The following is a 25,491-nucleotide window of genomic DNA, read 5'->3' as shown; positions in this document are numbered from 1 at the left end:
TTCTCCGTCTATTCTACCCGCTAAGGGGAAATTGTTATTCGCTCTTCAGATCCGGCACCGCGCAAGGGGCGCGACCCGGTGGCTAAGAAACCCTTAGGCGTATTTCTTCTGGACTTCCTGAGCCACTGCGGTCGGAACCGGCTCATAGTGATCGAACTGCATGGTGTAGGCCGCACGGCCCTGGCTCATCGAGCGCAGGTTGTCGACATACTTGAACATGTTGGCGAGCGGCACCATCGCGTTGATGACGACGGCGACGCCGCGCGCTTCCTGGCCCTGGATCTGGCCACGACGACCGTTCAGATCGCCGATGACGCTGCCGACGTAATCTTCCGGCGTCACCACTTCGACCTTCATGATCGGCTCGAGCAGCTGCACGCCAAGCTTGGGTGCGGCTTCACGGAAGCAGGCGCGGCCGGCGATTTCGAAGGCCAGAACGCTGGAGTCGACATCGTGGTAAGCGCCGTCGATCAGCGTCGCCTTGACGCCGATCATCGGGAAGCCCGCGAACGGACCCGAGGTCATGACGCTGTTGATGCCCTTTTCGACACCGGGGATGTATTCCTTCGGCACGGCGCCGCCGACGATCTTGGTCTCGAACTCGAACTCGCTGCTGTCCGGGTTCGGCTCGAAGACGATCTTGACGCGAGCGAACTGACCGGTACCGCCGGTCTGCTTCTTGTGCGTGTAGTCCTGCTCGTGCCTGCGGGTGATCGTCTCGCGATAAGCCACCTGCGGTGCGCCGACATTGGCCTCGACCTTGAACTCGCGACGCATGCGGTCGACGATGATGTCCAGGTGAAGTTCGCCCATGCCGGAAATGATGGTCTGGCCGCTTTCCTCGTCGGTCTTGACACGGAAGGACGGATCCTCGGCGGCCAGACGGTGAAGGGCGAGGCCCATCTTTTCCTGGTCGTTCTTGGTCTTCGGCTCGATGGCGATCTGGATGACCGGATCGGGGAATTCCATGCGCTCGAGAATGACCGGATGCAGCGGATCGCTCAGCGTGTCGCCGGTGGTCGTGTCCTTGAGACCGGCAAGAGCAACGATGTCGCCGGCAAAAGCCTCTTCGACGTCGGCGCGCGAGTTCGCATGCATCTGCAGCATGCGGCCGATTCGCTCTTTCTTGCCCTTCACGGTGTTGTCGACCGAGATGCCCTTGGTGAGCCTGCCCGAATAGATGCGGGCAAAGGTCAGCGAACCGACGAACGGGTCGTTCATGATCTTGAAGGCGAGCATCGACAGAGGCTCGTTGTCGTCGGCGTGACGCTCGATCTCGGCGTCGGTCTTGGCATCGACACCCTTGATGGCGGGAACATCGGCCGGCGACGGCAGATATTCGACGACGGCGTCGAGCAGCGGCTGCACGCCCTTGTTCTTAAAGGCCGAGCCACAGAACATCGGGTAGAACTTGACCGCGATGGTGCCCTTGCGGATCAGCGCGCGGATCTCGTCATTCGACGGCATCTTGCCTTCGAGGTAATTCTCAAGCGCCGTCTCGTCCATTTCGACGGCGGCCTCGATCATCTTCTCGCGGTATTCTTCGGCACGAGCCTTGAGGTCGTCCGGGATCTCGACGACATCCCAGGCAGCGCCCAGCGTCTCGTCGCGCCAGACAAGCGCGTTCATCTCGACGAGGTCGACGACGCCCTTGAACTCGGTCTCGGCGCCGATCGGCAGCTGCATGACAACGGCATGCGCACCGAGGCGCGAACCGATCATCTCGACCGAGCGGTAGAAGTCGGCGCCGATCTTGTCCATCTTGTTGCAGAAGATCATGCGCGGAACGCGGTACTTGTCGGCCTGGCGCCAGACGGTCTCGGTCTGCGGCTCAACGCCGGCATTGGCATCGAGCAGCGCGATGGCACCGTCGAGCACGCGCAGCGAACGCTCGACTTCGATGGTGAAGTCGACGTGGCCGGGGGTGTCGATGATGTTGAAGCGGTGCATCTTGCCGTCACGAGCCTTCCAGAAGGTCGTGGTCGCGGCGGAGGTGATCGTGATGCCGCGCTCCTGCTCCTGCTCCATCCAATCCATGGTGGCAGCGCCGTCGTGGACTTCGCCGATCTTGTGCGACTTGCCCGTGTAGTAGAGGACGCGCTCGGTGGTCGTCGTCTTGCCGGCGTCAATATGCGCCATGATACCGAAATTGCGGTAGTCTTCGATTTTGTATTCGCGGGCCATCGTAGCTGCCTCTCAGTCTCGTTCGCGCTTTACCAGCGGTAGTGCGCGAAAGCGCGGTTGGCTTCAGCCATCTTGTGGGTGTCTTCACGCTTCTTGACAGCCGTGCCGCGGTTGTTGGCCGCGTCCATCAGCTCGCCGGAGAGGCGGTCGACCATCGTGGTCTCATTGCGATTGCGGGCCGCAGCGATCAGCCAGCGAATGGCCAATGCCTGGCGGCGCTCGGGGCGCACATCAACCGGAACCTGGTAGGTGGCGCCACCGACACGACGCGAACGCACTTCAACATGAGGCGCGACATTGTCGAGCGCCTGATGGAAGACGGTGACCGGCTCCTGCTTGGTCTTCGACTGAACCTGGTCGAGCGCGCCGTAGACGATGGTCTCGGCGACCGACTTCTTGCCGTCATACATGACGGCGTTCATGAACTTGGTGACGATCAGATCGCCGAACTTCGGGTCCGGATTGATCTCACGCTTTTCTGCACTGTGACGACGCGACATGGCTTTTGTCTCTCAATCTCATAACCCGACGCACCCAAGGAGCGCCAAGGCCGGAAAATCTTACTTCGGACGCCCCTTACTTCGGACGCTTGGCGCCGTACTTCGAACGGCGCTGCTTGCGGTTCTTCACACCCTGCGTGTCGAGCACGCCGCGGATGATGTGGTAGCGAACGCCCGGAAGATCCTTGACGCGGCCGCCGCGGATCATCACCACGGAGTGTTCCTGAAGGTTGTGGCCTTCGCCGGGGATGTACCCGATCACTTCAAAACCATTGGTCAGGCGGATCTTGGCCACCTTGCGCAGCGCCGAGTTCGGCTTCTTCGGCGTCGTTGTATAGACGCGCGTGCAGACGCCCCGCTTCTGCGGGTTCTGCTGCATGGCCGGGACCTTGTTGCGCTTCACCGGCGCAATGCGCGGCTTGCGGATCAGCTGGTTGACGGTAGGCATTAAACCCTCTTGTCTCTCAATTCCGTGTCTCGCCCGGTCAGGGCCGCTCAAAGCGTCATTTCCATACGCAAATTCGGGCCATAAACCGCGCCTCGCGGTCTTGCCCGAACAAAAGGCAGAGGAAGCGGAAGCCGCTTCGTGCACGCCGGAAATGTCTTTTCGCTCGTAAAACGAACCCTGTTTGAGGCAAACTCCAAAGCGTGTCGCTTCGGAAGGGAGAGCCTCACATCGGTTCTGACTGGGCGGCTTCTACTCGTAAGACCGCGGACCGTCAAGCCCGGAGCACCAAATATTGCGCGCCGACCAAGGCTTGGCAGCCATGCGAAAACCGCATGTAATTTTCTTTCGCATTTTTGCAAGAGCGAGGAAGAAAGTGACAAGCCTTCAGGCAAAGTGAATGGGTTTGCGCTGTTGCGCGGCCTTGCTTCATGCGAAAAGGCCGCATGAGCAGTCAAAACCCCCTCGCCCGCCCACCCGCTGCCAAGAGGAATCGGCCCGTGAACGACAATGAAGAACGCCCGGTCACCATCATCACCGGCCGGGTGTGGAAGAAAAAAGGCGGCAAACCGGAAGGCGTCCACGTCATGCTGGTCGCGCCCGACGACGATTCGGCGGTGCGCCGGGCACTCGAATCGCTTGCCGCCGAAGGATACGCCGAGGCCGAGCTCGACCAGATCGGCGACATGGACGGCATCCCCGACGAAGAGCCGCATATCTCCGCCTTCCAGGGCGCGCTCGAAGGCGAAGTGTCGATCGTTACCTTCGACGTGCCGATCTGAACCGAATCCGGTCCAGCTTTCGAATCGACTGCCGAGACGAATCGGCGACCGTGGCCTTACCAGCCGACAAAAATGTGCACTGCCGCCTCAAGGAAGGCCGAGCTAGGCTTCTCGGCTTCGGCTTGCCCGGGGCAAGTGTTCTGGTAAGAAACCATCACCATCATCAAACAGACGGAGCGGCCGTGTCCCAGCCCATCAAGATAGGCATCGTCGGCGTTGGCAAGATCGTCCGCGATCAGCATCTGCCGGCCCTGGCGAAAGACCAGGACTATCGCCTCATCGCGGCTGCCAGCCGTCACGGCAAGGTGGATGACATCCCGAATTTCCCTGATATCGAAGCCATGCTCGATGCCGTGCCCGAGCTCGAGGCCGTGTCGCTCTGCATGCCGCCGCAGTTCCGCTACGATGCGGCGCGCACCGCGCTGATGGCCAAGAAGCATGTCTTCCTGGAGAAGCCGCCTGGCGCCACGGTCAGCGAGGTCGAGGACCTCAAGACATTGGCCGCGCAGAACGGCGTCTCGCTGTTCGCCAGCTGGCACTCGCGCTATGCGCCGGCCGTAGAGGCCGCACGCGCCTTCCTCGACAAGGCCAAGATCAGGTCGGCCGCCATCAACTGGAAGGAAGACGTGCGCCGCTGGCACCCGACCCAGGAATGGATCTGGGCTCCCGGCGGTTTCGGCGTCTTCGATCCCGGCATCAACGCGCTGTCGATTGCCACCCATATCCTGCCGGCGATGTTCATCACCTCGGCGGTGCTGGATTTTCCCGAAAACCGCGCCTCCCCGGTTGCCGCGCGCATCGCCTTCCGCACCTCGAACGGGTTGCCGGTGACGATGGACCTCGACTGGCTGCAGACAGGCCCGCAAAGCTGGGACATCCTGGCCGACACCGACAAGGGCGCGATGGTGCTGTCGGGCGGCGGCTCGAAGCTCGCCATCGACGGCAAGGTGGTTCATGACGAGCCGGAGGCCGAGTACCCGATGCTCTACAAGCGCTTCGCCGAGATCGTCCGCGCCGGCACCTCCGATGTCGATCTGGCGCCGCTGCAGCATGTCGCTGACGCCTTCATGCTCGGCAAGCGCAACGTGGTCGAGGCGTTCTTCGATTGACAATGGGCTGTGAAGAGCGACCTCGCTCCGATCCCCACTTCCCGGATCATTTGCGAAGGGCGCGCCGCCCCTCATTGTCCTGCCGGACATTTCTCCCCGTATAGTGACGGGGAGAAAGGGGCAATGGCGACGCCGGCGTTCGCCCTGCAAGGTCGCCGATTGGCGAAATCGTCAGCGACGGCGTCCTTCTCCCCGTCACTATACGGGGAGAAGATGCCGGCAGGCAGATGAGGGGCGGCGCCAGCCTGCAAAACAAGGCATCAGACGATGCTCCTCACTTCGCCACCGCCACAAAGTTCGGCTCCAACGCAATGAAAAAAGGCCGCCGGGTCGCCCCGACGGCCTTTTTTTGCCTGAGATTCCTGCCGCCGCGCTTACTGCGCGGCGGTTGTCATGTCGGCCAGCATCGGCTCGGCGACTTCCGCACCCGAGGCCTTGCGGCGCTCGTCGATGATCAGTTCGTCGCGCGAGGTGGCGATGCGCCGGATCTGGCTCATCGTGCCGCCGGTACCGGCCGGGATCAGCCGGCCGACGATGACGTTTTCCTTCAAGCCCTGCAGCATGTCGGTCTTGCCGGCAACCGCAGCCTCCGTCAGCACCCGGGTCGTTTCCTGGAAGGAGGCGGCCGAGATGAAGGACGGCGTCTGCAGCGATGCCTTGGTGATGCCGAGCAGCACCGGCAGGCCTTCGGCCGGCTTCTTGCCGTCCTCGACCAGACGCTCGTTGACCTCTTCCAGTTCGATCACGTCGACATGATCGCCTGGAATGTAGGTCGAGTCGCCCTGCACCGTGATCTCGACCTTCTGCAGCATCTGGCGAACGATCACCTCGATGTGCTTGTCGTTGATCGACACGCCCTGCAGACGATAGACTTCCTGGATCTCGTTGACGAGGTAGGAAGCAAGTGCCTCCACGCCCTTGATCGCCAGGATGTCGTGCGGCGCAGGATTGCCGTCGAGGATGTAGTCGCCCTTCTCGATGACGTCGCCGTCCTGGAGATGGAACGGCTTGCCCTTCGGGATCAGGTATTCGACCGGCTCAAGCGTCGAGTCATGCGGCTCGATGATGATGCGACGCTTGTTCTTGTAGTCGCGGCCGAAGCGGATCGTGCCGTCGATCTCGGCGATGATGGCGTGATCCTTCGGACGACGTGCCTCGAACAGCTCGGCAACACGCGGCAGACCGCCGGTGATGTCCTTGGTCTTGGCGCTTTCCATCGGAATACGCGCCAAAACGTCGCCGGGGCGAACCTGCGAACCCGGCTCGACCGAAAGAATGGCCTCGACCGAGAGCAGGAAGCGGGCGTCGCCGCCCTTCGACAGCTTGCCGACCTTGCCCTTGGCGTCCTGGATCGCAATCGCCGGCTTCAGGTCGTTGCCGCGTGGCGTCGAGCGCCAGTCGATGACCTCACGCTTGGTGATGCCGGTCGACTCGTCGGCCGTTTCCTGAACGGAAATGCCGTCGACCAGATCCTCGTACGACACCCTGCCCTCGATTTCAGTGAGGACCGGACGGGTATAGGGATCCCACTCGGCGATACGCTGGCCGCGCTTCACCTTGTCACCATCGTCCACGAAGATGCGCGAACCATAGGTGAGGCGGTGCGAGGCGCGCTCCTTGCCGGCTTCGTCGAGGATCAGAACCGCCATGTTGCGGCCCATGACCATCTGCTGGCCGTCGGAGTTGCGCACCACGTTGCGGTTGCGGATCTCGACCTTGCCCTCATACGAGGCTTCAAGGAACGAGCTGTCCACGACCTGCGCGGTACCGCCCATGTGGAAGGTACGCATGGTGAGCTGCGTGCCCGGCTCGCCGATCGACTGCGCCGCGATGACGCCGACGGCTTCGCCCTGATTGACCGGGGTGCCGCGGGCCAGATCGCGACCGTAGCAGACCGCGCAGACGCCAACCCTGACTTCGCAAGTCAGTGCCGAGCGGATGCGGACCGACTGGACGCCGGCCTTTTCGATCTGTTCCACGTCACGCTCGTCCATCAGCGTTCCGGCCTTGACCAGGATCTCGCCCGACACCGGATGGGTGATGTCGTCGAGCGACGTACGGCCCAGCACGCGCTGGCCGACCGAAGCGACGACCTGACCGGCATCGACGATCGGCTGCATGGTGAGGCCCTTGTCGGTGCCGCAGTCGACGGAGTTGACGATGCAATCCTGCGCCACGTCGACCAGACGACGGGTGAGGTAACCCGAGTTCGCCGTCTTCAAGGCGGTGTCGGCCAGACCCTTGCGGGCGCCGTGGGTCGAGTTGAAGTACTCGAGCACGGTCAGGCCTTCCTTGAAGTTCGAGATGATCGGCGTCTCGATGATTTCACCCGACGGCTTGGCCATGAGGCCGCGCATGCCGGCAAGCTGGCGCATCTGGGTGGGCGAGCCACGCGCACCGGAGTGCGACATCATGTAGATCGAGTTCATCGGCTTCTGACGGCCATTGTCCTCGAACTCGACCGCCTTGATGCGGGCCATCATTTCGTCGGCGACCTTTTCCGAGCACTTGGCCCAGGCGTCGACGACCTTGTTGTACTTCTCGCCCTGCGTGATCAGACCGTCATTGTACTGCTGCTCGTATTCCTTGGCCAAAGCCTCGGTGTCGGAGACCAGCTTGATCTTGGCATCCGGGATCAGCATGTCGTCCTTGCCGAACGAAATGCCGGCACGGCAGGCATGGCTGAATCCGAGCGCCATGATGCGATCGCAGAAAATGACCGTCTCCTTCTGACCGCAATGGCGGTAGACGGTGTCGATCATCTTGGAGATGTTCTTCTTGGTCATCTCCTGGTTGGCGGTCTCGTAAGGCACGTTGACGTTCTTCGGCAGAAGCTCGCCGATGATCATGCGGCCAGGCGTCGTGTCATGGATCTTCGACACGACCTTGCCTTCGGCGTCGACCGTGCGGAAACGACCCTTGATCTTGGAGTGCAGCGTCACCGCCTTGGTCTCGAGCGCATGCTGGAGTTCGCCCATGTCGGCAAACACCATGCCCTCGCCCGGCTCGTTCTGGTTGACGATCGAGAGATAGTAGAGGCCCAGAACCATGTCCTGCGACGGCACGATGATCGGCGCGCCGGAAGCCGGGTGCAGGATGTTGTTGGTCGACATCATCAGCACGCGGGCTTCAAGCTGCGCTTCCAGCGACAGCGGCACGTGGACGGCCATCTGGTCGCCGTCGAAGTCGGCGTTGAAGGCCGTGCAGACCAGCGGGTGCAGCTGGATCGCCTTGCCCTCGATCAGGATCGGCTCGAACGCCTGGATGCCGAGACGGTGCAGCGTCGGCGCACGGTTCAGCAGCACCGGATGTTCGCGGATGACCTCGTCGAGGATATCCCAGACCTCCGGACGCTCCTTTTCGACCAGCTTCTTCGCCTGCTTGACGGTCGAGGAGTAACCCTTGGCGTCGAGACGGGCGTAGATGAAGGGCTTGAACAGTTCGAGCGCCATCTTCTTGGGCAGGCCGCACTGATGCAGCTTGAGCTCCGGACCGGTCACGATGACCGAGCGGCCGGAATAGTCTACGCGCTTGCCGAGCAGGTTCTGACGGAACCGGCCCTGCTTGCCCTTGAGCATGTCGGACAGCGACTTCAGCGGGCGCTTGTTGGCGCCGGTGATGACGCGGCCGCGACGGCCGTTGTCGAACAGCGCATCGACGGCTTCCTGCAGCATGCGCTTTTCATTGCGCACGATGATGCCCGGCGCCCGCAGCTCGATCAGCCGCTTCAGACGGTTGTTGCGGTTGATGACGCGGCGATAGAGATCGTTCAGATCCGACGTGGCGAAGCGGCCGCCGTCCAGCGGAACCAGCGGGCGCAGGTCCGGCGGGATCACCGGAACCACTTTCATGATCATCCATTCCGGACGGTTGCCGGATTCCATGAAGTTCTCGACGACCTTGAGCCGCTTCAGATACTTCTTCTGCTTCAGCTCGGAGGTGGTCGAAGCCAGTTCCGAACGCAGGTCGCCGGCGATCTTCTCCAGGTCCATGCCCGCCAGGAGGTCATGAATGGCCTCGGCGCCGATCATGGCGGTGAAACTATCCTCGCCATACTCGTCGACGGCGATCATGTACTCTTCCTCGCTGAGCAGCTGGTGCTCCTTCAGCGCGGTGAGGCCAGGTTCGGTGACGATGTAGTTCTCGAAGTAGAGAACGCGCTCGATGTCCTTCAGGGTCATGTCGAGCAGCGTGCCGATGCGCGACGGCAGCGACTTCAGGAACCAGATATGGGCGACCGGAGCCGCCAGCTCGATATGGCCCATGCGCTCGCGGCGAACGCGCGACAGCGTGACTTCGACGCCGCACTTTTCGCAGATGACGCCCTTGTACTTCATGCGCTTGTACTTGCCGCACAGGCACTCATAGTCCTTGATCGGGCCAAAAATGCGCGCGCAGAACAGACCGTCACGCTCCGGCTTGAAGGTGCGGTAGTTGATGGTCTCCGGCTTCTTGATCTCGCCGAAAGACCAGGACAGAATCTTCTCAGGGCTGGCAAGCGATATCCGGATGGAATCGAACACCTGCGCAGGCGCCTGCGGATTGAAGAGATTCATGACCTCTTGGTTCATGCCGTTCTCCTTTTCGGGGTCCTCGAAAACCCCTTGCATCTAGCGCGGGCCAAACGCCCGCCGTCGTGTGTCGGCCACCGGCCGAAGAATTTGGTGCGTTCGGTCGCGATTTCCGCGACCGAACGTCTTGTTTACTCGGCCGCGCCCCTATTCGGCAGCATCGGGCAGCCGGACAGGGTTGTCGTCGAGCTTGGTGTTCTCCAGCTCGACATTGAGGCCGAGAGACCGCATTTCCTTGACGAGAACGTTGAAGCTCTCGGGAATGCCGGCCTCGAAGGTGTCGTCGCCACGCACGATCGCCTCGTAGACCTTGGTACGACCGGCGACGTCGTCGGACTTCACCGTCAGCATTTCCTGCAGCGTGTAGGCGGCGCCGTATGCTTCCAGTGCCCAGACCTCCATCTCGCCGAAGCGCTGGCCACCGAACTGCGCCTTGCCGCCCAGCGGCTGCTGCGTGACGAGCGAATACGGACCGATCGAACGCGCGTGGATCTTGTCGTCCACGAGGTGGTGAAGCTTGAGCATGTAGATGTAGCCCATCGTCACCTTGCGATCGAACGGCTCGCCCGTGCGTCCGTCATAGAGCTGCGACTGACCTGATGTGTGCAGGCCCGCCTGCTCCAGCATGATGTTGATGTCAGCCTCATGCGCGCCGTCGAACACCGGGGTCGCGATCGAGACGCCGCGGCGCATCTGCTCGCTGAGGCGAACGATGCTCTCGTCGTCATAGTCACGAACCGGCTCGTTGCGGTCGTTGGCCGGGATGAAGCTCTCGAGCGTCTTGCGCAGCGGCTTGATGTCGCCGGCTGCCTTGTACGTGTCGATCAGCTCGCCGATCTTCCTGCCCATGCCCGCGCATGCCCAGCCCAGATGCGTTTCCAGGATCTGGCCGACATTCATACGGCTCGGCACACCCAGCGGGTTGAGCACGATATCGGCATGCGTGCCGTCCTCGAGGAAAGGCATGTCCTCGACCGGAACGATCCGCGACACGACACCCTTGTTGCCGTGACGGCCGGCCATCTTGTCGCCGGGCTGCATCTTGCGCTTCACGGCCACGAAGACCTTGACCATCTTCATGACGCCCGGAGGCATTTCGTCGCCGCGCTGGACCTTCTCGACCTTGTCCATGAAACGCTGTTCGAGCGCCTTCTTGGAATCGTCGTACTGGCCACGCAGGGCTTCCAGTTCGCTCTGGAGCTTTTCGTTCTCCACGGCAAACTGCCACCACTGCGAACGCGGATACTCGTCGAGCGTATCCTTGGACAGCGTCGAGCCCTTCTTGAAGCCCTTCGGTCCGGCGATCGCTTCCTTGCCGACGAGCACGTCGGAAAGACGCGCGTAGACGTTACGGTCCAGAATGGCCTGTTCGTCGTCGCGGTCCTTGGCGAGGCGTTCGATCTCCTCGCGCTCGATCGCCATGGCGCGCTCGTCCTTCTCCACACCGTGGCGATTGAACACGCGCACCTCGACGACCGTGCCGAAAGTGCCCGGAGGCATGCGCATCGAGGTGTCGCGCACATCGGATGCCTTTTCGCCGAAGATGGCGCGCAGAAGCTTCTCTTCCGGCGTCATCGGGCTTTCGCCCTTCGGCGTGATCTTGCCGACCAGGATGTCGCCCGGCTGAACTTCCGCACCGATATAGACGATGCCGGCTTCGTCGAGGTTCTTCAGCGCTTCTTCCGAGACGTTCGGGATATCGCGCGTGATTTCCTCCGGCCCGAGCTTGGTATCGCGCGCCATGACCTCGAACTCCTCGATATGGATCGAGGTGAAGACGTCATCGGCGACGATGCGTTCGGACAGGAGGATCGAGTCCTCGTAGTTGTAGCCGTTCCACGGCATGAACGCGACCAGCACGTTGCGGCCGAGCGCCAGATCGCCGAGCTCGGTCGACGGACCGTCGGCGATGATGTCGCCCTTGTTGACCCGGTCACCCATGCGAACCAGCGGACGCTGGTTGATGCAGGTGTTCTGGTTCGAACGCTGGAACTTCATCAGCCGGTAGATATCGACGCCGGACTTGCCCGGATCGAGATCTTCGGTGGCGCGGATAACGATACGCGTCGCGTCCACCTGGTCGACGATGCCGCCGCGGCGGGCGCCGATGGCGGCGCCCGAGTCACGGGCGACGATCGGCTCCATGCCGGTGCCGACGAACGGCGCCTCGGCGCGCACCAGCGGCACGGCCTGACGCTGCATGTTCGAGCCCATCAGAGCGCGGTTGGCGTCGTCGTTTTCCAGGAACGGGATCAGGGCCGCGGCCACCGACACCATCTGCTTGGGCGACACGTCCATCAGATCGACGTTTTCGCGCGGCGCCATCATCACTTCGCCGGCGCTGCGGCAAATGACGAATTCGTCGACGAAACCACCGTTCTTGTCGAGCTCGGCGTTGGCCTGCGCGACATGGTGCTTGGCCTCTTCCATCGCAGAGAGATAGACGACGTCATTGGTCAGCTTGCCGTCGACGATCTTGCGGTACGGGCTCTCGATGAAGCCGTATTTGTTGACGCGTGCGAAGGTGGCCAGCGAGTTGATCAGACCGATATTCGGGCCTTCCGGCGTCTCAATCGGGCAGATGCGGCCGTAATGCGTCGGGTGCACGTCGCGCACTTCGAAGCCGGCGCGCTCGCGGGTCAGACCGCCCGGTCCAAGCGCCGAGAGGCGGCGCTTGTGGGTGATCTCCGACAGCGGGTTGGTCTGGTCCATGAACTGCGACAGCTGCGAGGAACCGAAGAACTCGCGCACGGCGGCAGCCGCCGGCTTGGCGTTGATCAGGTCCTGCGGCATGACCGTGTCGATCTCGATCGAGGACATACGCTCCTTGATCGCGCGCTCCATGCGCAGCAGGCCGACGCGGTACTGGTTTTCCATCAGCTCGCCGACCGAACGCACGCGGCGGTTGCCGAGATTGTCGATGTCGTCGATCTCGCCCTTGCCGTCGCGCAGCTCGACCAGCGTCCTGACCACGGCCAGAATGTCGTCCTTGCGCAGCACGCGCACGGTGTCCTCGGCCTTGAGCTCGAGACGCATGTTCATCTTGACGCGGCCGACGGCCGACAGATCGTAGCGCTCACTGTCGAAGAACAGCGAGTTGAACATGGCTTCGGCGGTTTCGAGCGTCGGCGGCTCGCCCGGGCGCATGACACGATAGATGTCGAACAGCGCGTCCTGGCGGCTCTCGTTCTTGTCGACGTTGAGCGTGTTGCGGATATAGGCGCCGACATTGACGTGGTCGATGTCGAGAACCTTGATCTCGTCTTCGCCGGTGCCGAGCAGAACCTTCAGCGTCTTCTCGTCGATCTCGTCGCCGGCCTCGAGGAATATCTCGCCGGTGGCGTAGTTGACGATGTCCTCGGCCAGATAGTTGCCGAGCAGGTCCTCGTCGGTGGCCTTGATCGCCTTGAGACCCTTTTCGCCAAGCGCCCGTGCCTGGCGGGCGGTGATCTTCTTGCCGGCTTCGACGACGACTTCGCCGGTATCGGCATCGACCAGGTCGCCGACGGCCTTGAGGCCGCGGAAACGCTCGACGTTGAACGGAATGCGCCAATGGTCGCCGGCACGCTTGTAGGTGATCTTGTTGTAGAAGGTCGACAGGATCTCTTCGCCGTCCATGCCGAGCGCCATCAGCAGCGACGTCACCGGAATCTTGCGGCGGCGATCGATGCGGGCGTGCACGACGTCCTTGGAATCGAACTCGATGTCGAGCCACGAGCCGCGATAGGGGATGACGCGCGCGGCAAACAGAAGCTTGCCCGACGAGTGCGACTTGCCCTTGTCATGGTCAAAGAAGACGCCCGGCGAGCGGTGCATCTGCGAGACGATGACGCGCTCGGTGCCGTTGACGATGAAGGTGCCGTTCAAGGTCATGAGCGGCATGTCGCCCATGTAGACGTCCTGCTCCTTGATGTCCTTGATGGACTTGGCGCCGGTATCCTCGTCGATATCGAACACGATGAGGCGCAGCGTCACCTTCAGCGGCGCGGCATAGGTGAGGTCGCGCTGACGGCATTCGTCAACGTCGAATTTCGGTCCTTCGAACTCGTACTTCACGAACTCCAGCATCGAGGAGCCGGAAAAATCGGAGATCGGGAAAACCGACTTGAAAACAGCCTGCAGTCCCTCGTCCGGACGCCCGCCCTTGGGCTCCGCCACCATCAGGAATTGATCATAGGATGCCTTCTGAACCTCGATGAGGTTCGGCATCTCCGCAACTTCCGGGATCTTTCCGAAGAACTTGCGTACGCGTCTGCGGCCATTGAAAGTCTGGGTCTGGGCCATCGTCGCTCCTTAGCTCTAAACTCGGGACGAGCCTCGCCGCGGCTCGCCTTGCATTCTGGGCCACCTTGGCGGCAACCCTCTGTCTGTTTTCCCGGCGCCTGTCGGCGGCCGGCTAGAACGGGAGAAAACCCGTTTCCTGAAGGCCGGTTTCGGCCCTCAGGAAAGAGGTTCTCGTAAATCTCGCGTTACGCGTGCTCCCTCCGGGCGAAGGGAGTGGCGGACGGCGCGAGGCCGCCCGCCGCTTTCACGATTACTTCAGGTCGACCTTGGCGCCGGCTGCTTCCAGCTGGGCCTTGAACTTGTCAGCGTCGGCCTTGGAAACGCCTTCCTTGACCGGCTTCGGAGCCGCTTCGACCAGATCCTTGGCTTCCTTGAGGCCAAGACCGGTGATGGCGCGGACTTCCTTGATGACGTTGATCTTCTGAGCGCCTGCCTCGGTGAGGACGACGTCGAATTCCGTCTTTTCCTCGACCGGAGCAGCGGCGGCCGCACCACCGCCAGCGGCGGCAACAGCCACCGGAGCAGCGGCGGAAACGCCCCACTTTTCTTCCAGAAGCTTCGACAGCTCGGCCGCCTCGAGGACGGTCAGCTTCGAAAGGTCGTCTACGATCTTTGCGAGATCAGCCATTGTTGTGTTCCTTCATAAGGTTCGAACGTGTGTTTGTGATAGCGAGGAACGGCCTCATGCCGCCTCGTCCTTCCGGGCGTAAGCGCCGATGACGCGCGCGACCGAGGCCGCTGGCGCATTGACGATCTGGGCGATCCGGGTTGCCGGCGTGGCGATCATGCCAACCAGCCTGGCGCGCAGCTCATCGAGCGACGGAAGTGTGGCGAGTGCCTTCACACCGTCGGCATTGAGCGAGGTGGTGCCCATTGCGCCGCCGAGAATGACGAGCTTGTCATTTCCCTTGGCGAAATCGGACGCGACCTTCGGCGCCGCAATCGGATCCTCCGAATAAGCAATCAGCGTCTGTCCCTTGAACAGCTCGATGATCGATGCGGAGTCCGTGCCCTGAAGAGCGATTTTGGCGAGACGGTTCTTCGCGACTTTGACGGTGCCACCGGCGGCGCGCATTTTCGACCGAAGGTCGTTCATTTGCGCGACGGTGATACCGGCGTAGTGGGCCACGACCACTGAACCTGCGTTCGAGAACGCACCGTTCAGGCCCGTGACGAGTTCGCGTTTTTCCGCTCTGTCCACTGCCTATCTCCAGTTGACCCCAATCCTGTTAACGGGAACATCCCATTGACGAGGACAGGCGTCGGGTTGCCTTTTGTCGGCCGGGCCATCCAGTAACGGATCTCCCGAACGACGCTCGAGGATCCTGCCCCCTTTCGCCACATCGACGGTCAAGCCGGCGATGCGCAGACAAAAGGCAAACACGGTTCGAACCTTTCATTGGAGCAATCGCTCCGTTGTCCGGTCTTCACCCGTCTCATGCAGGCCCAAATCGAATTAAGGCTTCTGGGCCGCCTGCAATCTCGGACAGGATGTCCGGAAACCTCTCGGCTTCCGGTACCGGGCCGCCAACTAGGTCGGAGGCCCGGAATTCTTTGCAGATCAGCCGTTTACCGGCCGATCTCGATCAAAACTTATCAGGACGCGTTGAGCGTCGCGACGTCGAGCTTGAGGCCCGGACCCATCGTCGAGGTGACCGACACCTTCTTGACGTAGTTGCCCTTGGCGCCAGTCGGCTTTGCCTTGGTCACCGCATCGGCGAAGGCGCGGATGTTCTCTTCCAGGGCCTTGACGTCGAACGAGACCTTGCCGACGCCGGCATGGACGATGCCAGCCTTCTCGACACGGAACTCGACGGCGCCGCCCTTGGATGCCTTGACGGCGGCGGCAACGTCGGTGGTGACGGTGCCGACCTTCGGGTTCGGCATCATGCCACGCGGGCCGAGCACTTTGCCCAGACGACCGACGAGCGGCATCATGTCCGGCGTGGCGATGCAGCGATCAAAATCGATCGTGCCCTTCTGGACGATGTCGACCAGATCCTCGGCACCGACGATGTCGGCGCCGGCGGCGCGCGCTTCGTCGGCCTTGTCGCCACGGGCGAACACGGCGACACGCACCGAGCGGCCGGTGCCGTTCGGCAGGTTGACCACGCCGCGGACCATCTGGTCGGCATGGCGCGGGTCGACGCCGAGGTTCATGGCGACTTCGATGGTCTCATCGAACTTCACCGAGGAACGGTCCTTGAGCAGCTTCAGCGCATCGCCCAGGGCATAAGCCTTGTTGGGATCGATGCCTTCGCGGGTCTTCGATACGCGCTTTGCAATCTTTGCCATGATCTTAGCCCACCACTTCCAGACCCATCGAGCGGGCGGAGCCCTCGACCATGCGCATGGCCGCTTCGACGTCGTTTGCGTTCAGGTCTTTCATCTTCGCGGTGGCAATCTCGCGGACCTTGTCACGCGAAACCGTACCGGCCTTGACCTTGCCCGGCTCCTTGGAACCGGACGTCAGGTTCGCCGCCTTCTTCAGGAAGTAGCTCACCGGCGCCGTCTTCATGACGAAGGTGAAGGACTTGTCCTGATAGTAGGTGATGACGACCGGAACCGGCGATCCCTTTTCCATTTCCTGGGTCTGCGCGTTGAACGCCTTGCAGAATTCCATGATGTTGATGCCACGCTGACCAAGCGCCGGGCCGATCGGGGGAGACGGCGTCGCCGATCCCGCTTTCACCTGGAGCTTGAGCTGGCCTGCAATTTTCTTAGCCATCTCTTTTCCTGCCTTTGTCTATGCCGGTCATGCCGGCGGTTGCAGTCTGGTGGTGCGGTTCGCGCAGCCGGCTAAAGCCGCACTCGCCTCCCACCGTCTCAGGCCGCGCGCTTCCGCGCCGCCTCCCCCGATCGCCAAACCGGCGTCAGGGATTTCGGATCAGCCCTTTTCGACCTGTCCGAATTCCAGATCGACAGGCACGGCGCGCCCGAAGATCGAAACTTCCACCTTGAGCCGCGCCCGCTCTTCGTCCACTTCCTGGACGAAGCCGTTGAACGACGCGAAGGGACCATCCGAAACGCGGATCGCTTCGCCGATCTCGAACGTTACCGAAGGCTTCGGCCGCTCGACGCCTTCCTGGACCTGGTTCAGGATGCGCTGGGCTTCCGCCTCGGTGATCGGCACCGGCTTGGAGTCGCCCAGGAAGCCGGTGACCTTCGGTGTGTTCTTGACCAGCGAGAACACCGCATCGGTCAAATTGGCCTTCAGCAGCACATAGCCCGGGAAGAACTTCCGCTCGGCATCGACCTTGCGACCGCGGCGAACTTCGACGACCTTCTCGGTCGGAACCACGATCTGGTGGATGTCGGCGGACAGGCCCTTCTGCTTGGCCTTGTTCTCGATATCCTCGGCGACCTTCTTTTCAAAGTTCGAATAAGCGTGGACGATGTACCAGCGCGCGGTCATTTCAAGACTTCTCCGTAATCGCCGGACTTAGCGTCCGATGCCCAGAATCTGTTCGACCGCAAGGCCCATGAGCTGATCGGCGGTGAAGAAAAAGATCATCGCGATCACTGCGAAGGCCAGAACCATCACCGTCGAGATCATCGTTTCGCGTCGCGACGGCCAAGTCACCTTGGCGGTCTCCGCGCGAACCTGCTGGAGAAAGACGAAAGGATTTGTGGTTTTCGAAGCCATATGCCGCTCTGTCTTCAAGACCCGTTGGCCGGGTCTCCTGGATGATCCCGCTGGCCGGGACGTGCCGCCTGAGCCCAATCTCGCGCCGAATCAGCGCAATCATTTCGCCCATGCAAATCAGACGCGTAAAGCCGGTTTCCCAGCTCCACGCGTCGCGTGTCTGTTTCGTCTACATAAAACCGATTCTTGATCCACGCAAGTGGCAAGTCTCCGCTTTATGACCAAACACCGCCTCGGAACCATCCAGTCGTTCCGTCCCGGCTATGGCGCTCTTATGCCCCAATCGACCCTATATGGCAAGCGGGTCGCCGATTTTCAAAGGCCAGGCCATGGAAATATCGCTTTGAAACGCCATTTCGAAACGGCGAAACATTGGGTTGAATGCCATTCAGGGAATGGCACGGGCAGCAGGGCTCGAACCTACGACCTGCGGTTTTGGAGACCGCCGCTCTACCAACTGAGCTATGCCCGTATCGTGCGCATGTCGGCGCAGAAGGCGCTTCCTAAAAGCTTCCGCACGCTCTGTAAAGAGCGGTTTGCAAGCAAACGCGCCTTAATCCCGACAAGGCCATCCGGGTCGATCCCAAGCTCCGGCCTGAAGTCGCCAGCGCGCGGTGGCGTGATTGAGAGAGACGTCGCCTGCCCTCTTCGATGTGGAGCGTCCTCAAGCGGCATTCGTGGCAGGCTGCGGTCGCCCGCGTGCAAGCCAAAGCGCCCAGCCGCATATCAGGAGCTCGCATGCGAACGTCCAGTGCAGCAAAAAGCTCAGCACCCAATTGCTGAAGTCCGCCGGTACAGTGACGAGTTCGAACGCCCGCCGATCGAATGGCATCAGCCACAATATCGGCGACGCCAGCGTATCGAGGACCATATGCAGCATGGCGGCGGCAAAGAAGGCAGCCGTGGCTGCCAGATACGAGCGGGCGCGCCAGCTGACGAATAGCAACGACAGCGCCCCTGCGGCCGCCCAGAACAGCGGCCAATGCGTCATATAGGAGTGATGGTGGGTGCGTCCGCCGTCGATGAAATGGAAATACAGCATATCGATATCGGGGATGACACTGCCGACTATGGCGGCCCCGACGATAGCCGGGCTGCCAGGCCACTGCCTGCGCATGAACGTTCCGAGAATATAGCCACTTGGAAGATGGGCGATCAGCATCTCGGGACCGTTCACGGTTGCAGGCCAGTGCAGCATTCCGCCCTATTGTGGCGTTATTCCGAATGCCTGCGCCCGATACGCTTCGTGCCGATCATGGTTCCGTACCCGGTGGCTTATAGGGGCCGCCCGGCACGCCCCAACCCAGGCCGGCATCGATCCTCCGCCTGCCTGGCGCCGCCAGCAGCGACGATAGCGGAACAATCGGAAGCGGCTCAACCTGCCTCATGACCGGTTTCCGGCTCCGCCGCACACTACAATTTGGCCGGCGCGTCAGCCTCGGCATTGGCGGAAGGCCGGGTCCGGCAATTCTCGGGTCTTGGCACCGCCTCGCAAATGGTGGCACCGGTCAGCGCGTCGACCGATTGCAGGCCGGTCGTCAGGCCGACCTTCAGCATCATGCCGGGTTCCAGCCGGCGCTCGACCGAGCGCCGCTCGATCGCCGCGAACAGGGCGGGACCGATCGCCATCTCCTCGAGATAGGCCTTGACCATCTGCTTTTGCCCCATCGGGTAAAGGCTAAGCCGCGCCTGGGGACCGACAAACCGCCTGATGCCGCCGGCAAGCATCAGCGCGCAGGCCGAATCGCACTCCACGCCCGCATCGATGCTCAGCCCGGCATAGGCGCCTTCCTTGGCCAGGCAATTCCACGCTCCTGGGTCACAGCCGACGAAATCGGTGCGACCAACGGCGACGGCGAGCTTCTTTTCATGGATAAGCCGTCCCACCGCCAGTGCGCTGAACAGGTCGCCTCCCCTCGAGCTGATCACGACAGGCAGTTGCCGTTTGCCGAGCATGGCGAGCAATTGGCGCAGCTTCTGCGGGGTCTGGGGGGTGATCGCACCTTCCGCCGAAATCCATTCCGGGCAGTCTGGATTGCAGAGTGGATTGGTGCCGCGAACGACGACGAAGCGCATGTCTTCATCGCGCCGCGCCGCCTCGGGTTCGATCGGTGGCGGCGTGGCCGCGGTCGCCGTCAGGCCATCAGGCTTGTTCCCCGGCACCTCCCGGCAATTCGCGGCCAGGCGGCCGGGCTCGCACAGGCTTGCCGCTGTCAGCAGGCCTACAGCGTCCGTGCTGGTGACCAGCTTCATCGCCAGCATGTCGTCGAGGGCGATCTGGTGGATTTCGCTGGCCGGGGTGCCCTTCATCGTTTCGAGCATGCTTTGTTCGATGCCCATCTGTTTCAGGTAGGCCGCCAGCTTTTTCTCAACCGCCTTGCTCATCTCGTAGGTCTTGTAGCTGCCGGCGTTCTTGCGGCTGACGATCTTTGTGTTGAGGATCTTCTTCTTGCCTCCCACGACGCGATAGGTGGTCCGGTATTGCAATTTCGTACGGATGTAGGTCGTGGTGATCTGATGGACGCCGAGATAGGCCCATTCGCCGGCCACCCGCCTGATACCGCCGGCAAACATCAGAGGACAGGCGGAATTGCACATGGCGCCATAGTCGATGACGTCGCCGAAGTAGCGGGCGTCACGGTCCTGGCAGCCCTTCGCATCGGGCTGGCAGCTGGAAAACACCGTCTTGCCGATGGCGATATCGAACTTGTTCTTGCGGATCAGCCGGCCAAGCGTCAGCGCCGCCTCGACATTGCCGCCGGGAGAATCGACGACAACAGGCAGTTTCCGCCCACCAAGCGTCTTCAGCATGCGTTTGAAGAGTGCCGGCGTGCCGGCTTCTATCGAGCCCTCGGCCGATATCCATTCCGGGCAGATCGGCTCGCACCCCGGTGCGTTGCTGCGAACGATGCCGAACCGCATCGTCGGCCCAAGATCCGGCGCCGCATCCGCCGCAAAGGCTCCCGGGCCTGCGGCAAGCAATGCGAGCAGCCAGGTCAGAGCCAGCGGCCACAATGCCCGACGATGGAAAAACCGCCTTGGAACCATTTGGAATAAGCCCCTCGATGCAACCTATACTAGTCGAGGCCGAGAGCCTTGCAACAGGGTTCGGCTGACGGGCCGCAACCGATAGCCCCGCAAAAGCAAAGGGCGGCCCGAAGACCGCCCTTTTCTTGTCGATCCGGCGAATGCCGGGCTCGATTATTCCTTGATGGTGACGACGATGCCGGCACCGACGGTGCGGCCGCCTTCACGGATAGCGAAGCGCAGCTTCTCTTCCATGGCGATCGGCACGATCAGCTCGACATCGACCGTGATGTTGTCGCCCGGCATCACCATTTCGGTGCCTTCCGGCAGCGACACGATGCCGGTCACGTCGGTCGTGCGGAAGTAGAACTGCGGACGGTAGTTGGTGAAGAACGGCGTGTGACGGCCACCTTCGTCCTTGGTCAGGATGTAGGCTTCGGCCACGAACTTCTTGTGCGGCTTCACCGTGCCCGGCTTGGCCAGAACCTGGCCGCGCTCGACACCTTCACGATCAACGCCGCGCAGCAGCGCGCCGATGTTGTCGCCGGCCTGGCCCTGATCGAGCAGCTTGCGGAACATTTCCACGCCCGTGCAGGTCGTCTTGGTCGTCGGACGGATGCCGATGATCTCCAGCTCCTCGCCGACCTTGACCACGCCGCGCTCGACGCGGCCGGTCACGACCGTGCCGCGGCCCGAGATCGAGAACACGTCTTCGATCGGCATCAGGAACGGCTTGTCGAGCGGACGAACCGGCGTCGGGATGTAGGCATCGACCGCAGCCATCAGCTCGCGGATCGCGTCTTCACCGATCTTCTTGTCCGAATCTTCCAGAGCAGCCAGAGCCGAACCCTTGACGATCGGAATGTCGTCGCCGGGGAACTCGTTCTTGGTCAGAAGCTCGCGAACCTCGAGCTCGACCAGTTCGAGCAGCTCGGCGTCGTCGACCTGGTCGACCTTGTTGAGGAACACCACGATCGACGGCACGCCGACCTGACGCGCCAGCAGGATGTGCTCGCGGGTCTGCGGCATCGGGCCGTCGGCAGCCGACACGACCAGGATCGCGCCGTCCATCTGCGCGGCACCGGTGATCATGTTCTTCACATAGTCGGCGTGGCCGGGGCAGTCGACGTGAGCGTAGTGGCGGTTGGCCGTCTCGTATTCGACATGCGCCGTCGAGATCGTGATGCCGCGCGCCTTTTCTTCAGGGGCGGCGTCGATCTGGTCGTAGCGCTTGTATTCGCCAAAATACTTGGTGATCGCCGCCGTCAGCGACGTCTTGCCATGGTCGACGTGGCCAATCGTGCCGATGTTCACGTGAGGCTTGTTACGCTCGAATTTACCTTTTGCCATTGTCTCTTTCCTTGGACGGCCCGGATCTTCAGTTCGGTCGAAGACCTTCAGTTCAGTCGAATGCGGGGCGATTAGCGACAAAGGCCAAAAAACACAAGCGTCTTTTGGCCGGGTGCCGTCTCACTCAGTCCGAACCATCGATCCGATTGCGGGATATGACGCTGATATAGGAAGGCGAACCGTCAAATGGAATGGGCGTTGCATACTGGATCCGAAGCCGAGGATCGGGCGCTTGTCGATATGGCGAATATCTGGTTTGCTCAGCCGATACAGGTCATTCATATCGCTAGCGTGATGGCTGGGCGGATCGTTCGTTCCCGTGCCGATTGAGGGGCAACTTTCATGGAAGATCTGATCGACCGAATCTACGAAGCCGCATTCGTGCCAGAGCTGTGGCCGGTGGTGCTTGACGGCTTGAGCACGATGTCGGGATCGGTAGGCGGCGCCTTGCTGGTCGCCAGCGAGGCTCATCCGCCGCGGTTTGCGGCATCGGCATCGATTATGGATGCGCTGATTGAATTCTCTTCCGACGCGTGGCGAAACAACGATCGTCCGTTGCGCTGGAAGCCTAGTGTCGATGGGTTTCTTCGCGACGTCGAACTCTTCAGTCCGGACGAATTGGAAACCGATCCGATGAGACACGAATTGATCAGGTACGGATTGGGCTGGCAAACCGGCATGGTCATACCGATGACCAATGGCGAGGTCGTGATCTACAGTGTGGAGCGTCGTCTGCAGGACGGTCCGCATGACCCAACCTCCATCGCCTCGCTCAACGTCCTTCGCCCTCATCTTGCCCGCGCCGGGCTTGTTGCGGCAAGGCTTGGCCTGGAGAGGGCGTTGGCCACCGTGTCGGCCTTGCAGAGCGTTGGGCTTCCCGCCGCAGTCATGTCGGCCGGCGGACAGGTGGTTGCCACCAACGGACTGTTCGATGCGTTGCCGTCCGTTTTTCAGCCGCTGGCGTATGACGGCTTGGCAATCGGCGATCCGAAAGCCGATTTGCTGTTCCAGGAGGCAGTCAGGAGCACTTCGGCTGCCATCGTGCCAATCGTCAGGTCCATTCCCGTTCGCCAGACGATCGATCAGCCCGCTGTCGTCCTGCATGTGTTGCCGCTTCGCCGATCAGCAAGGGACATATTCGCAGGTGCAAACATCCTTGTCGTTGCAGCGTCGATCCGCATGGGCAACCAAGAGCCGTCGCCGCAAATTCTGAGCGCGCTCTTCGATCTGTCTCCGGCCGAGGCAAAGCTTGCCGCATCGCTGGTATCCGGCCGTCCGCTGAAAGCGGCGGCACTTGACCACGGGATCACGGTCAAAACCGCCCGTACCTACCTTGAGCGTGTCTTCTACAAGACCGGCACCGGCCGTCAGAGCGAATTGGTGGCGTTGCTGAGCGGCGCTGCCCCATTGGCACCTCTTGCCGCCACCACCCGCCTCTGATCTTGTGGCCGGATGCATTTCATCCCTGCCTCTATCCGCGGCCCGCTGTTCATGATCGTCTCGACGGGGTCGTATCTCGTCAACGACACGATGATGAAGCTCGCGACGGCAGGCCTGCCGTCCTATGAAGTGCTGTTTCTGCGCGGTGCCGCGGCAGCGCTCTGGGGCTTCCCGCTGTTGTTCGCACTGGGCTACGGCAAGCAGATCCCGCTGATCTTCGACAAGCGCGTCCTGAGCCGGAACATGCTCGAGCTGGCGGCGATCCTTTGCTATGTGGTCGCGCTCGCCAACATGCAGATCGCCGATTCCACCGCGCTCGGCCAGATCACGCCGCTCTTGATGCTGGTCGGCTCCTCGATCCTGTTTGGCGAGCGGATCGGCGGCCGGCGCATGGCGCTGATCGGGCTCGGCTTCGTCGGAGCGCTGATGGTGGCGCAGCCTACTATGCAAGGCATTTCGGTCTACGCCTTGCTGGCGCTCGGCAATGCCACATTTGCGGCGGCGCGCGACCTTGCCGGCCGGCGGGTCGCGGCCGAGGTGCCGGGGATGATCGTGGCGATTTCCGCCGTCGTGGTGGTGCTGATCGGCGCCGGCGCTGCGCATCTGGTTTCAGAGCGCTGGGTCATGCCTGGGGCACATCACCTGCTGCTGATGGCGGGTGCCGGATTTTTCCTGATCTTCGGCCATTTCTTCATCTTCATGGCCTATCGCGTCGGACCGACCAGCGCCGTGGCGCCGTTCTACTATTGCTTCACCGTCTGGGCGGTCATTTCGGGCCTGCTGGTGTTCGGGCAATTCCCCAACGCGCTGGCGATCTGCGGCATCCTGCTGGTCGTCGGCAGCGGGCTGACCATCGTGTCGCTGGATCAGCGTCAGCGCCGGCTGGCCGTCGTCGCGTAACCTCGGCACCCGGGCAGGTGCTCACGAGGCGTTGCCGGGCCGAAAAAGATCGTCTAATCGGCGAAGCAACGTTCGATCGACGACGACATGATCAATCAGCCAGCGGAGTTCCCCGTGACCGATTTTGACCAAAACAACAACTCCGACGCCGAGCACAAGGCCGCTATCCGCAAGTCGCTTGTCGGCTGGGCGGTGTTCATCGCCGGAACGCTGATCTTTTTCGTCGCCGCCGATGCAGTGCTGATGCCATAGACGAGCCGCTGCACGTACCGGCCTGAAAGCCGGTCTTGCCTTCAGAAACTCGAAATCTCAGGCGCCTAAAGCGTCCGCCTTGCGCTGAACTGATGGTAAGCCCACAGAACGACCACCGCTCCGATGACGGCAACGATCAGGCTGTAGATGTTGAGGCCGGTGACGCCTGACGCGCCGAAGGCACTGAAGATCAGACCGCCGACAATGGCGCCGACGATGCCCAGCACGATGTCCATGATGACACCCTGGCCGGTCTTGTTGACGATCTTGCTGCCTATGAAGCCGGCGACCACGCCGAGAATGATCCAGCTGATGATACCCATTTTTTCCTCTCCATCCCCTCGCCAGCCGAACATTTTCATAGGATTGTCAAAACCTCAAGCCAGCTTGAAATTCCGCCCGAATGCTTCATTGTTGAGGAGGGGTCGGGCCTTGGTCGCTATGGAGGATCCACTATGGGACTTTTTGACAATGCCGTTCCCGGCGGCAACATCACCAAACCCCTGATGATCGCGCTCGGCGCATTGCTGGTCGGCAAGATGCTGAGCGGCAGAAGTGCCGAAGCGCCAGAACAGTCTCCCGCGCCCGCTCCGACCGCCCCCGTTCCCGTCCCGACGGAAACCACATCCGCCGATGGTGGCCTGGCTGGCGGCTTGGGCGGCCTGCTCGACAAGCTCAGAAATGCCGGCCACGGCAATGCCGCCGACTCCTGGGTCGGCACCGGGCAGAACCAGCCGATCAACGCCAACGATCTTGGCGCCGCGATCGGACCGCAGATCATTCGCGAGATCGCGCAACGGACCGGGCTGGACGAGCAGGAACTGCTCAAGCAACTGTCCACCGCCCTGCCCGGCATCGTCGACAGACTGACGCCGAACGGCCAGGTGCCGCAGCAGCACCAGGTCGCCACCGCCTTCAACAGCTGACGCGTCACGGCCACGACAATTGGAGCGCTGCGCCTCGTGCGCAGTGTTTCGATTTACTGGTGATGGGATGAGCGT

Annotated in this window: 21 protein-coding genes and 1 tRNA gene; 6 read left to right on the top strand and 16 right to left on the bottom strand. The window is 62.0% G+C overall.

Translation table 11 applies throughout. From position 1 onward, the window contains the following. Positions 1-93 precede the first annotated feature (93 nt). From fusA to rpsL, 3 genes are all read right to left on the bottom strand, one after another. On the bottom strand, positions 94-2,184 hold the full coding sequence (fusA, locus tag NP945_RS09555; protein ID WP_027027748.1) for an elongation factor G: 2,091 nt from the start codon (positions 2,182-2,184) through the stop codon (positions 94-96). Positions 2,185-2,213: 29 nt separating this feature from the next. Beyond that, positions 2,214-2,684, bottom strand: coding sequence for a 30S ribosomal protein S7 (gene rpsG, locus NP945_RS09550; protein WP_008875664.1), 471 nt, complete (start codon positions 2,682-2,684; stop codon positions 2,214-2,216). A 76-nt stretch (positions 2,685-2,760) separates the two neighbouring features. Continuing rightward, positions 2,761-3,132, bottom strand: coding sequence for a 30S ribosomal protein S12 (rpsL, locus tag NP945_RS09545; RefSeq protein ID WP_006333356.1), 372 nt, complete (start codon positions 3,130-3,132; stop codon positions 2,761-2,763). A 497-nt stretch (positions 3,133-3,629) separates the two neighbouring features. On the opposite strand from rpsL, the gene NP945_RS09540 reads away from it, so the two are divergent. Together NP945_RS09540 and NP945_RS09535 are read left to right on the top strand one after the other, a co-directional pair. Beyond that, entirely contained in the window at positions 3,630-3,911 is a 282-nt protein-coding gene (locus tag NP945_RS09540) for a transcriptional regulator (RefSeq protein ID WP_013531420.1), read from the top strand. Positions 3,912-4,093: 182 nt separating this feature from the next. Continuing rightward, on the top strand, positions 4,094-5,020 hold the full coding sequence (locus tag NP945_RS09535) for a Gfo/Idh/MocA family protein (RefSeq protein WP_256746209.1): 927 nt from the start codon (positions 4,094-4,096) through the stop codon (positions 5,018-5,020). Positions 5,021-5,394: 374 nt separating this feature from the next. On the opposite strand, the gene rpoC is transcribed toward NP945_RS09535, so the two are convergent. The 12 genes from rpoC to tuf form a co-directional block, all read right to left on the bottom strand. Next, positions 5,395-9,591, bottom strand: coding sequence for a DNA-directed RNA polymerase subunit beta' (gene rpoC, locus NP945_RS09530; RefSeq protein WP_013531415.1), 4,197 nt, complete (start codon positions 9,589-9,591; stop codon positions 5,395-5,397). Between the two features lie 147 nt (positions 9,592-9,738). Continuing rightward, positions 9,739-13,875: a DNA-directed RNA polymerase subunit beta gene (gene rpoB, locus NP945_RS09525; protein ID WP_127295769.1), complete on the bottom strand. Its 4,137-nt coding sequence runs from the start codon at positions 13,873-13,875 to the stop codon at positions 9,739-9,741. Between the two features lie 250 nt (positions 13,876-14,125). Next, a complete protein-coding gene (gene rplL, locus NP945_RS09520; protein ID WP_023762907.1) occupies positions 14,126-14,503 on the bottom strand; it encodes a 50S ribosomal protein L7/L12 in 378 nt (125 codons plus the stop codon). A 54-nt stretch (positions 14,504-14,557) separates the two neighbouring features. Further along, positions 14,558-15,076: a 50S ribosomal protein L10 gene (gene rplJ, locus NP945_RS09515; protein WP_013531412.1), complete on the bottom strand. Its 519-nt coding sequence runs from the start codon at positions 15,074-15,076 to the stop codon at positions 14,558-14,560. A 395-nt stretch (positions 15,077-15,471) separates the two neighbouring features. Continuing rightward, positions 15,472-16,170: a 50S ribosomal protein L1 gene (rplA, locus tag NP945_RS09510; protein WP_013531411.1), complete on the bottom strand. Its 699-nt coding sequence runs from the start codon at positions 16,168-16,170 to the stop codon at positions 15,472-15,474. Between the two features lie 4 nt (positions 16,171-16,174). Then, the gene (rplK, locus tag NP945_RS09505; RefSeq protein ID WP_013531410.1) at positions 16,175-16,603 is read right to left on the bottom strand and encodes a 50S ribosomal protein L11; all 429 of its coding nucleotides are present in this window, start codon (positions 16,601-16,603) and stop codon (positions 16,175-16,177) included. 159 nt (positions 16,604-16,762) lie between these two features. Then, positions 16,763-17,290, bottom strand: coding sequence for a transcription termination/antitermination protein NusG (gene nusG, locus NP945_RS09500; protein ID WP_013531409.1), 528 nt, complete (start codon positions 17,288-17,290; stop codon positions 16,763-16,765). 27 nt (positions 17,291-17,317) lie between these two features. Continuing rightward, positions 17,318-17,521 carry a preprotein translocase subunit SecE gene (gene secE / locus NP945_RS09495; protein ID WP_013531408.1) on the bottom strand — a complete coding sequence of 68 codons (204 nt, stop codon included), beginning with the start codon at positions 17,519-17,521 and terminating at the stop codon, positions 17,318-17,320. A gap of 396 nt (positions 17,522-17,917) precedes the next feature. Continuing rightward, a tRNA-Trp gene (locus NP945_RS09490) sits at positions 17,918-17,993 on the bottom strand. Positions 17,994-18,185: 192 nt separating this feature from the next. Continuing rightward, positions 18,186-18,683 carry a metal-dependent hydrolase gene (locus NP945_RS09485; protein ID WP_127332164.1) on the bottom strand — a complete coding sequence of 166 codons (498 nt, stop codon included), beginning with the start codon at positions 18,681-18,683 and terminating at the stop codon, positions 18,186-18,188. Between the two features lie 251 nt (positions 18,684-18,934). Then, positions 18,935-20,569, bottom strand: coding sequence for a hypothetical protein (locus NP945_RS09480; RefSeq protein WP_256746208.1), 1,635 nt, complete (start codon positions 20,567-20,569; stop codon positions 18,935-18,937). Positions 20,570-20,722: 153 nt separating this feature from the next. Then, positions 20,723-21,898, bottom strand: a complete 1,176-nt coding sequence (gene tuf / locus NP945_RS09475) for an elongation factor Tu (protein WP_013531404.1) — start codon at positions 21,896-21,898, stop codon at positions 20,723-20,725. 447 nt (positions 21,899-22,345) lie between these two features. Between tuf and NP945_RS09470 the strand changes: the two genes are divergently transcribed. From NP945_RS09470 to NP945_RS09460, 3 genes are all read left to right on the top strand, one after another. Further along, complete coding sequence (locus tag NP945_RS09470) at positions 22,346-23,338, top strand: helix-turn-helix transcriptional regulator (protein WP_256746207.1); 993 nt, start codon at positions 22,346-22,348, stop codon at positions 23,336-23,338. Between the two features lie 12 nt (positions 23,339-23,350). Then, positions 23,351-24,238, top strand: coding sequence for a DMT family transporter (locus NP945_RS09465; RefSeq protein ID WP_256746206.1), 888 nt, complete (start codon positions 23,351-23,353; stop codon positions 24,236-24,238). A 114-nt stretch (positions 24,239-24,352) separates the two neighbouring features. After that, positions 24,353-24,490 (top strand): hypothetical protein, encoded by a 138-nt coding sequence (locus tag NP945_RS09460; protein WP_164749104.1) that lies wholly within the window; start codon positions 24,353-24,355, stop codon positions 24,488-24,490. 65 nt (positions 24,491-24,555) lie between these two features. On the opposite strand, the gene NP945_RS09455 is transcribed toward NP945_RS09460, so the two are convergent. Beyond that, positions 24,556-24,813 carry a GlsB/YeaQ/YmgE family stress response membrane protein gene (locus NP945_RS09455; protein ID WP_013531402.1) on the bottom strand — a complete coding sequence of 86 codons (258 nt, stop codon included), beginning with the start codon at positions 24,811-24,813 and terminating at the stop codon, positions 24,556-24,558. 132 nt (positions 24,814-24,945) lie between these two features. On the opposite strand from NP945_RS09455, the gene NP945_RS09450 reads away from it, so the two are divergent. Further along, a complete protein-coding gene (locus NP945_RS09450) occupies positions 24,946-25,416 on the top strand; it encodes a YidB family protein (RefSeq protein ID WP_127268141.1) in 471 nt (156 codons plus the stop codon). Positions 25,417-25,491: the final 75 nt, after the last annotated feature.

It is taken from the genome of Mesorhizobium sp. LMG17149 (genome assembly GCF_024518695.1).
GTDB lineage: Bacteria > Pseudomonadota > Alphaproteobacteria > Rhizobiales > Rhizobiaceae > Mesorhizobium.
This window is presented reverse-complemented; position numbering and strand designations above follow the sequence as displayed.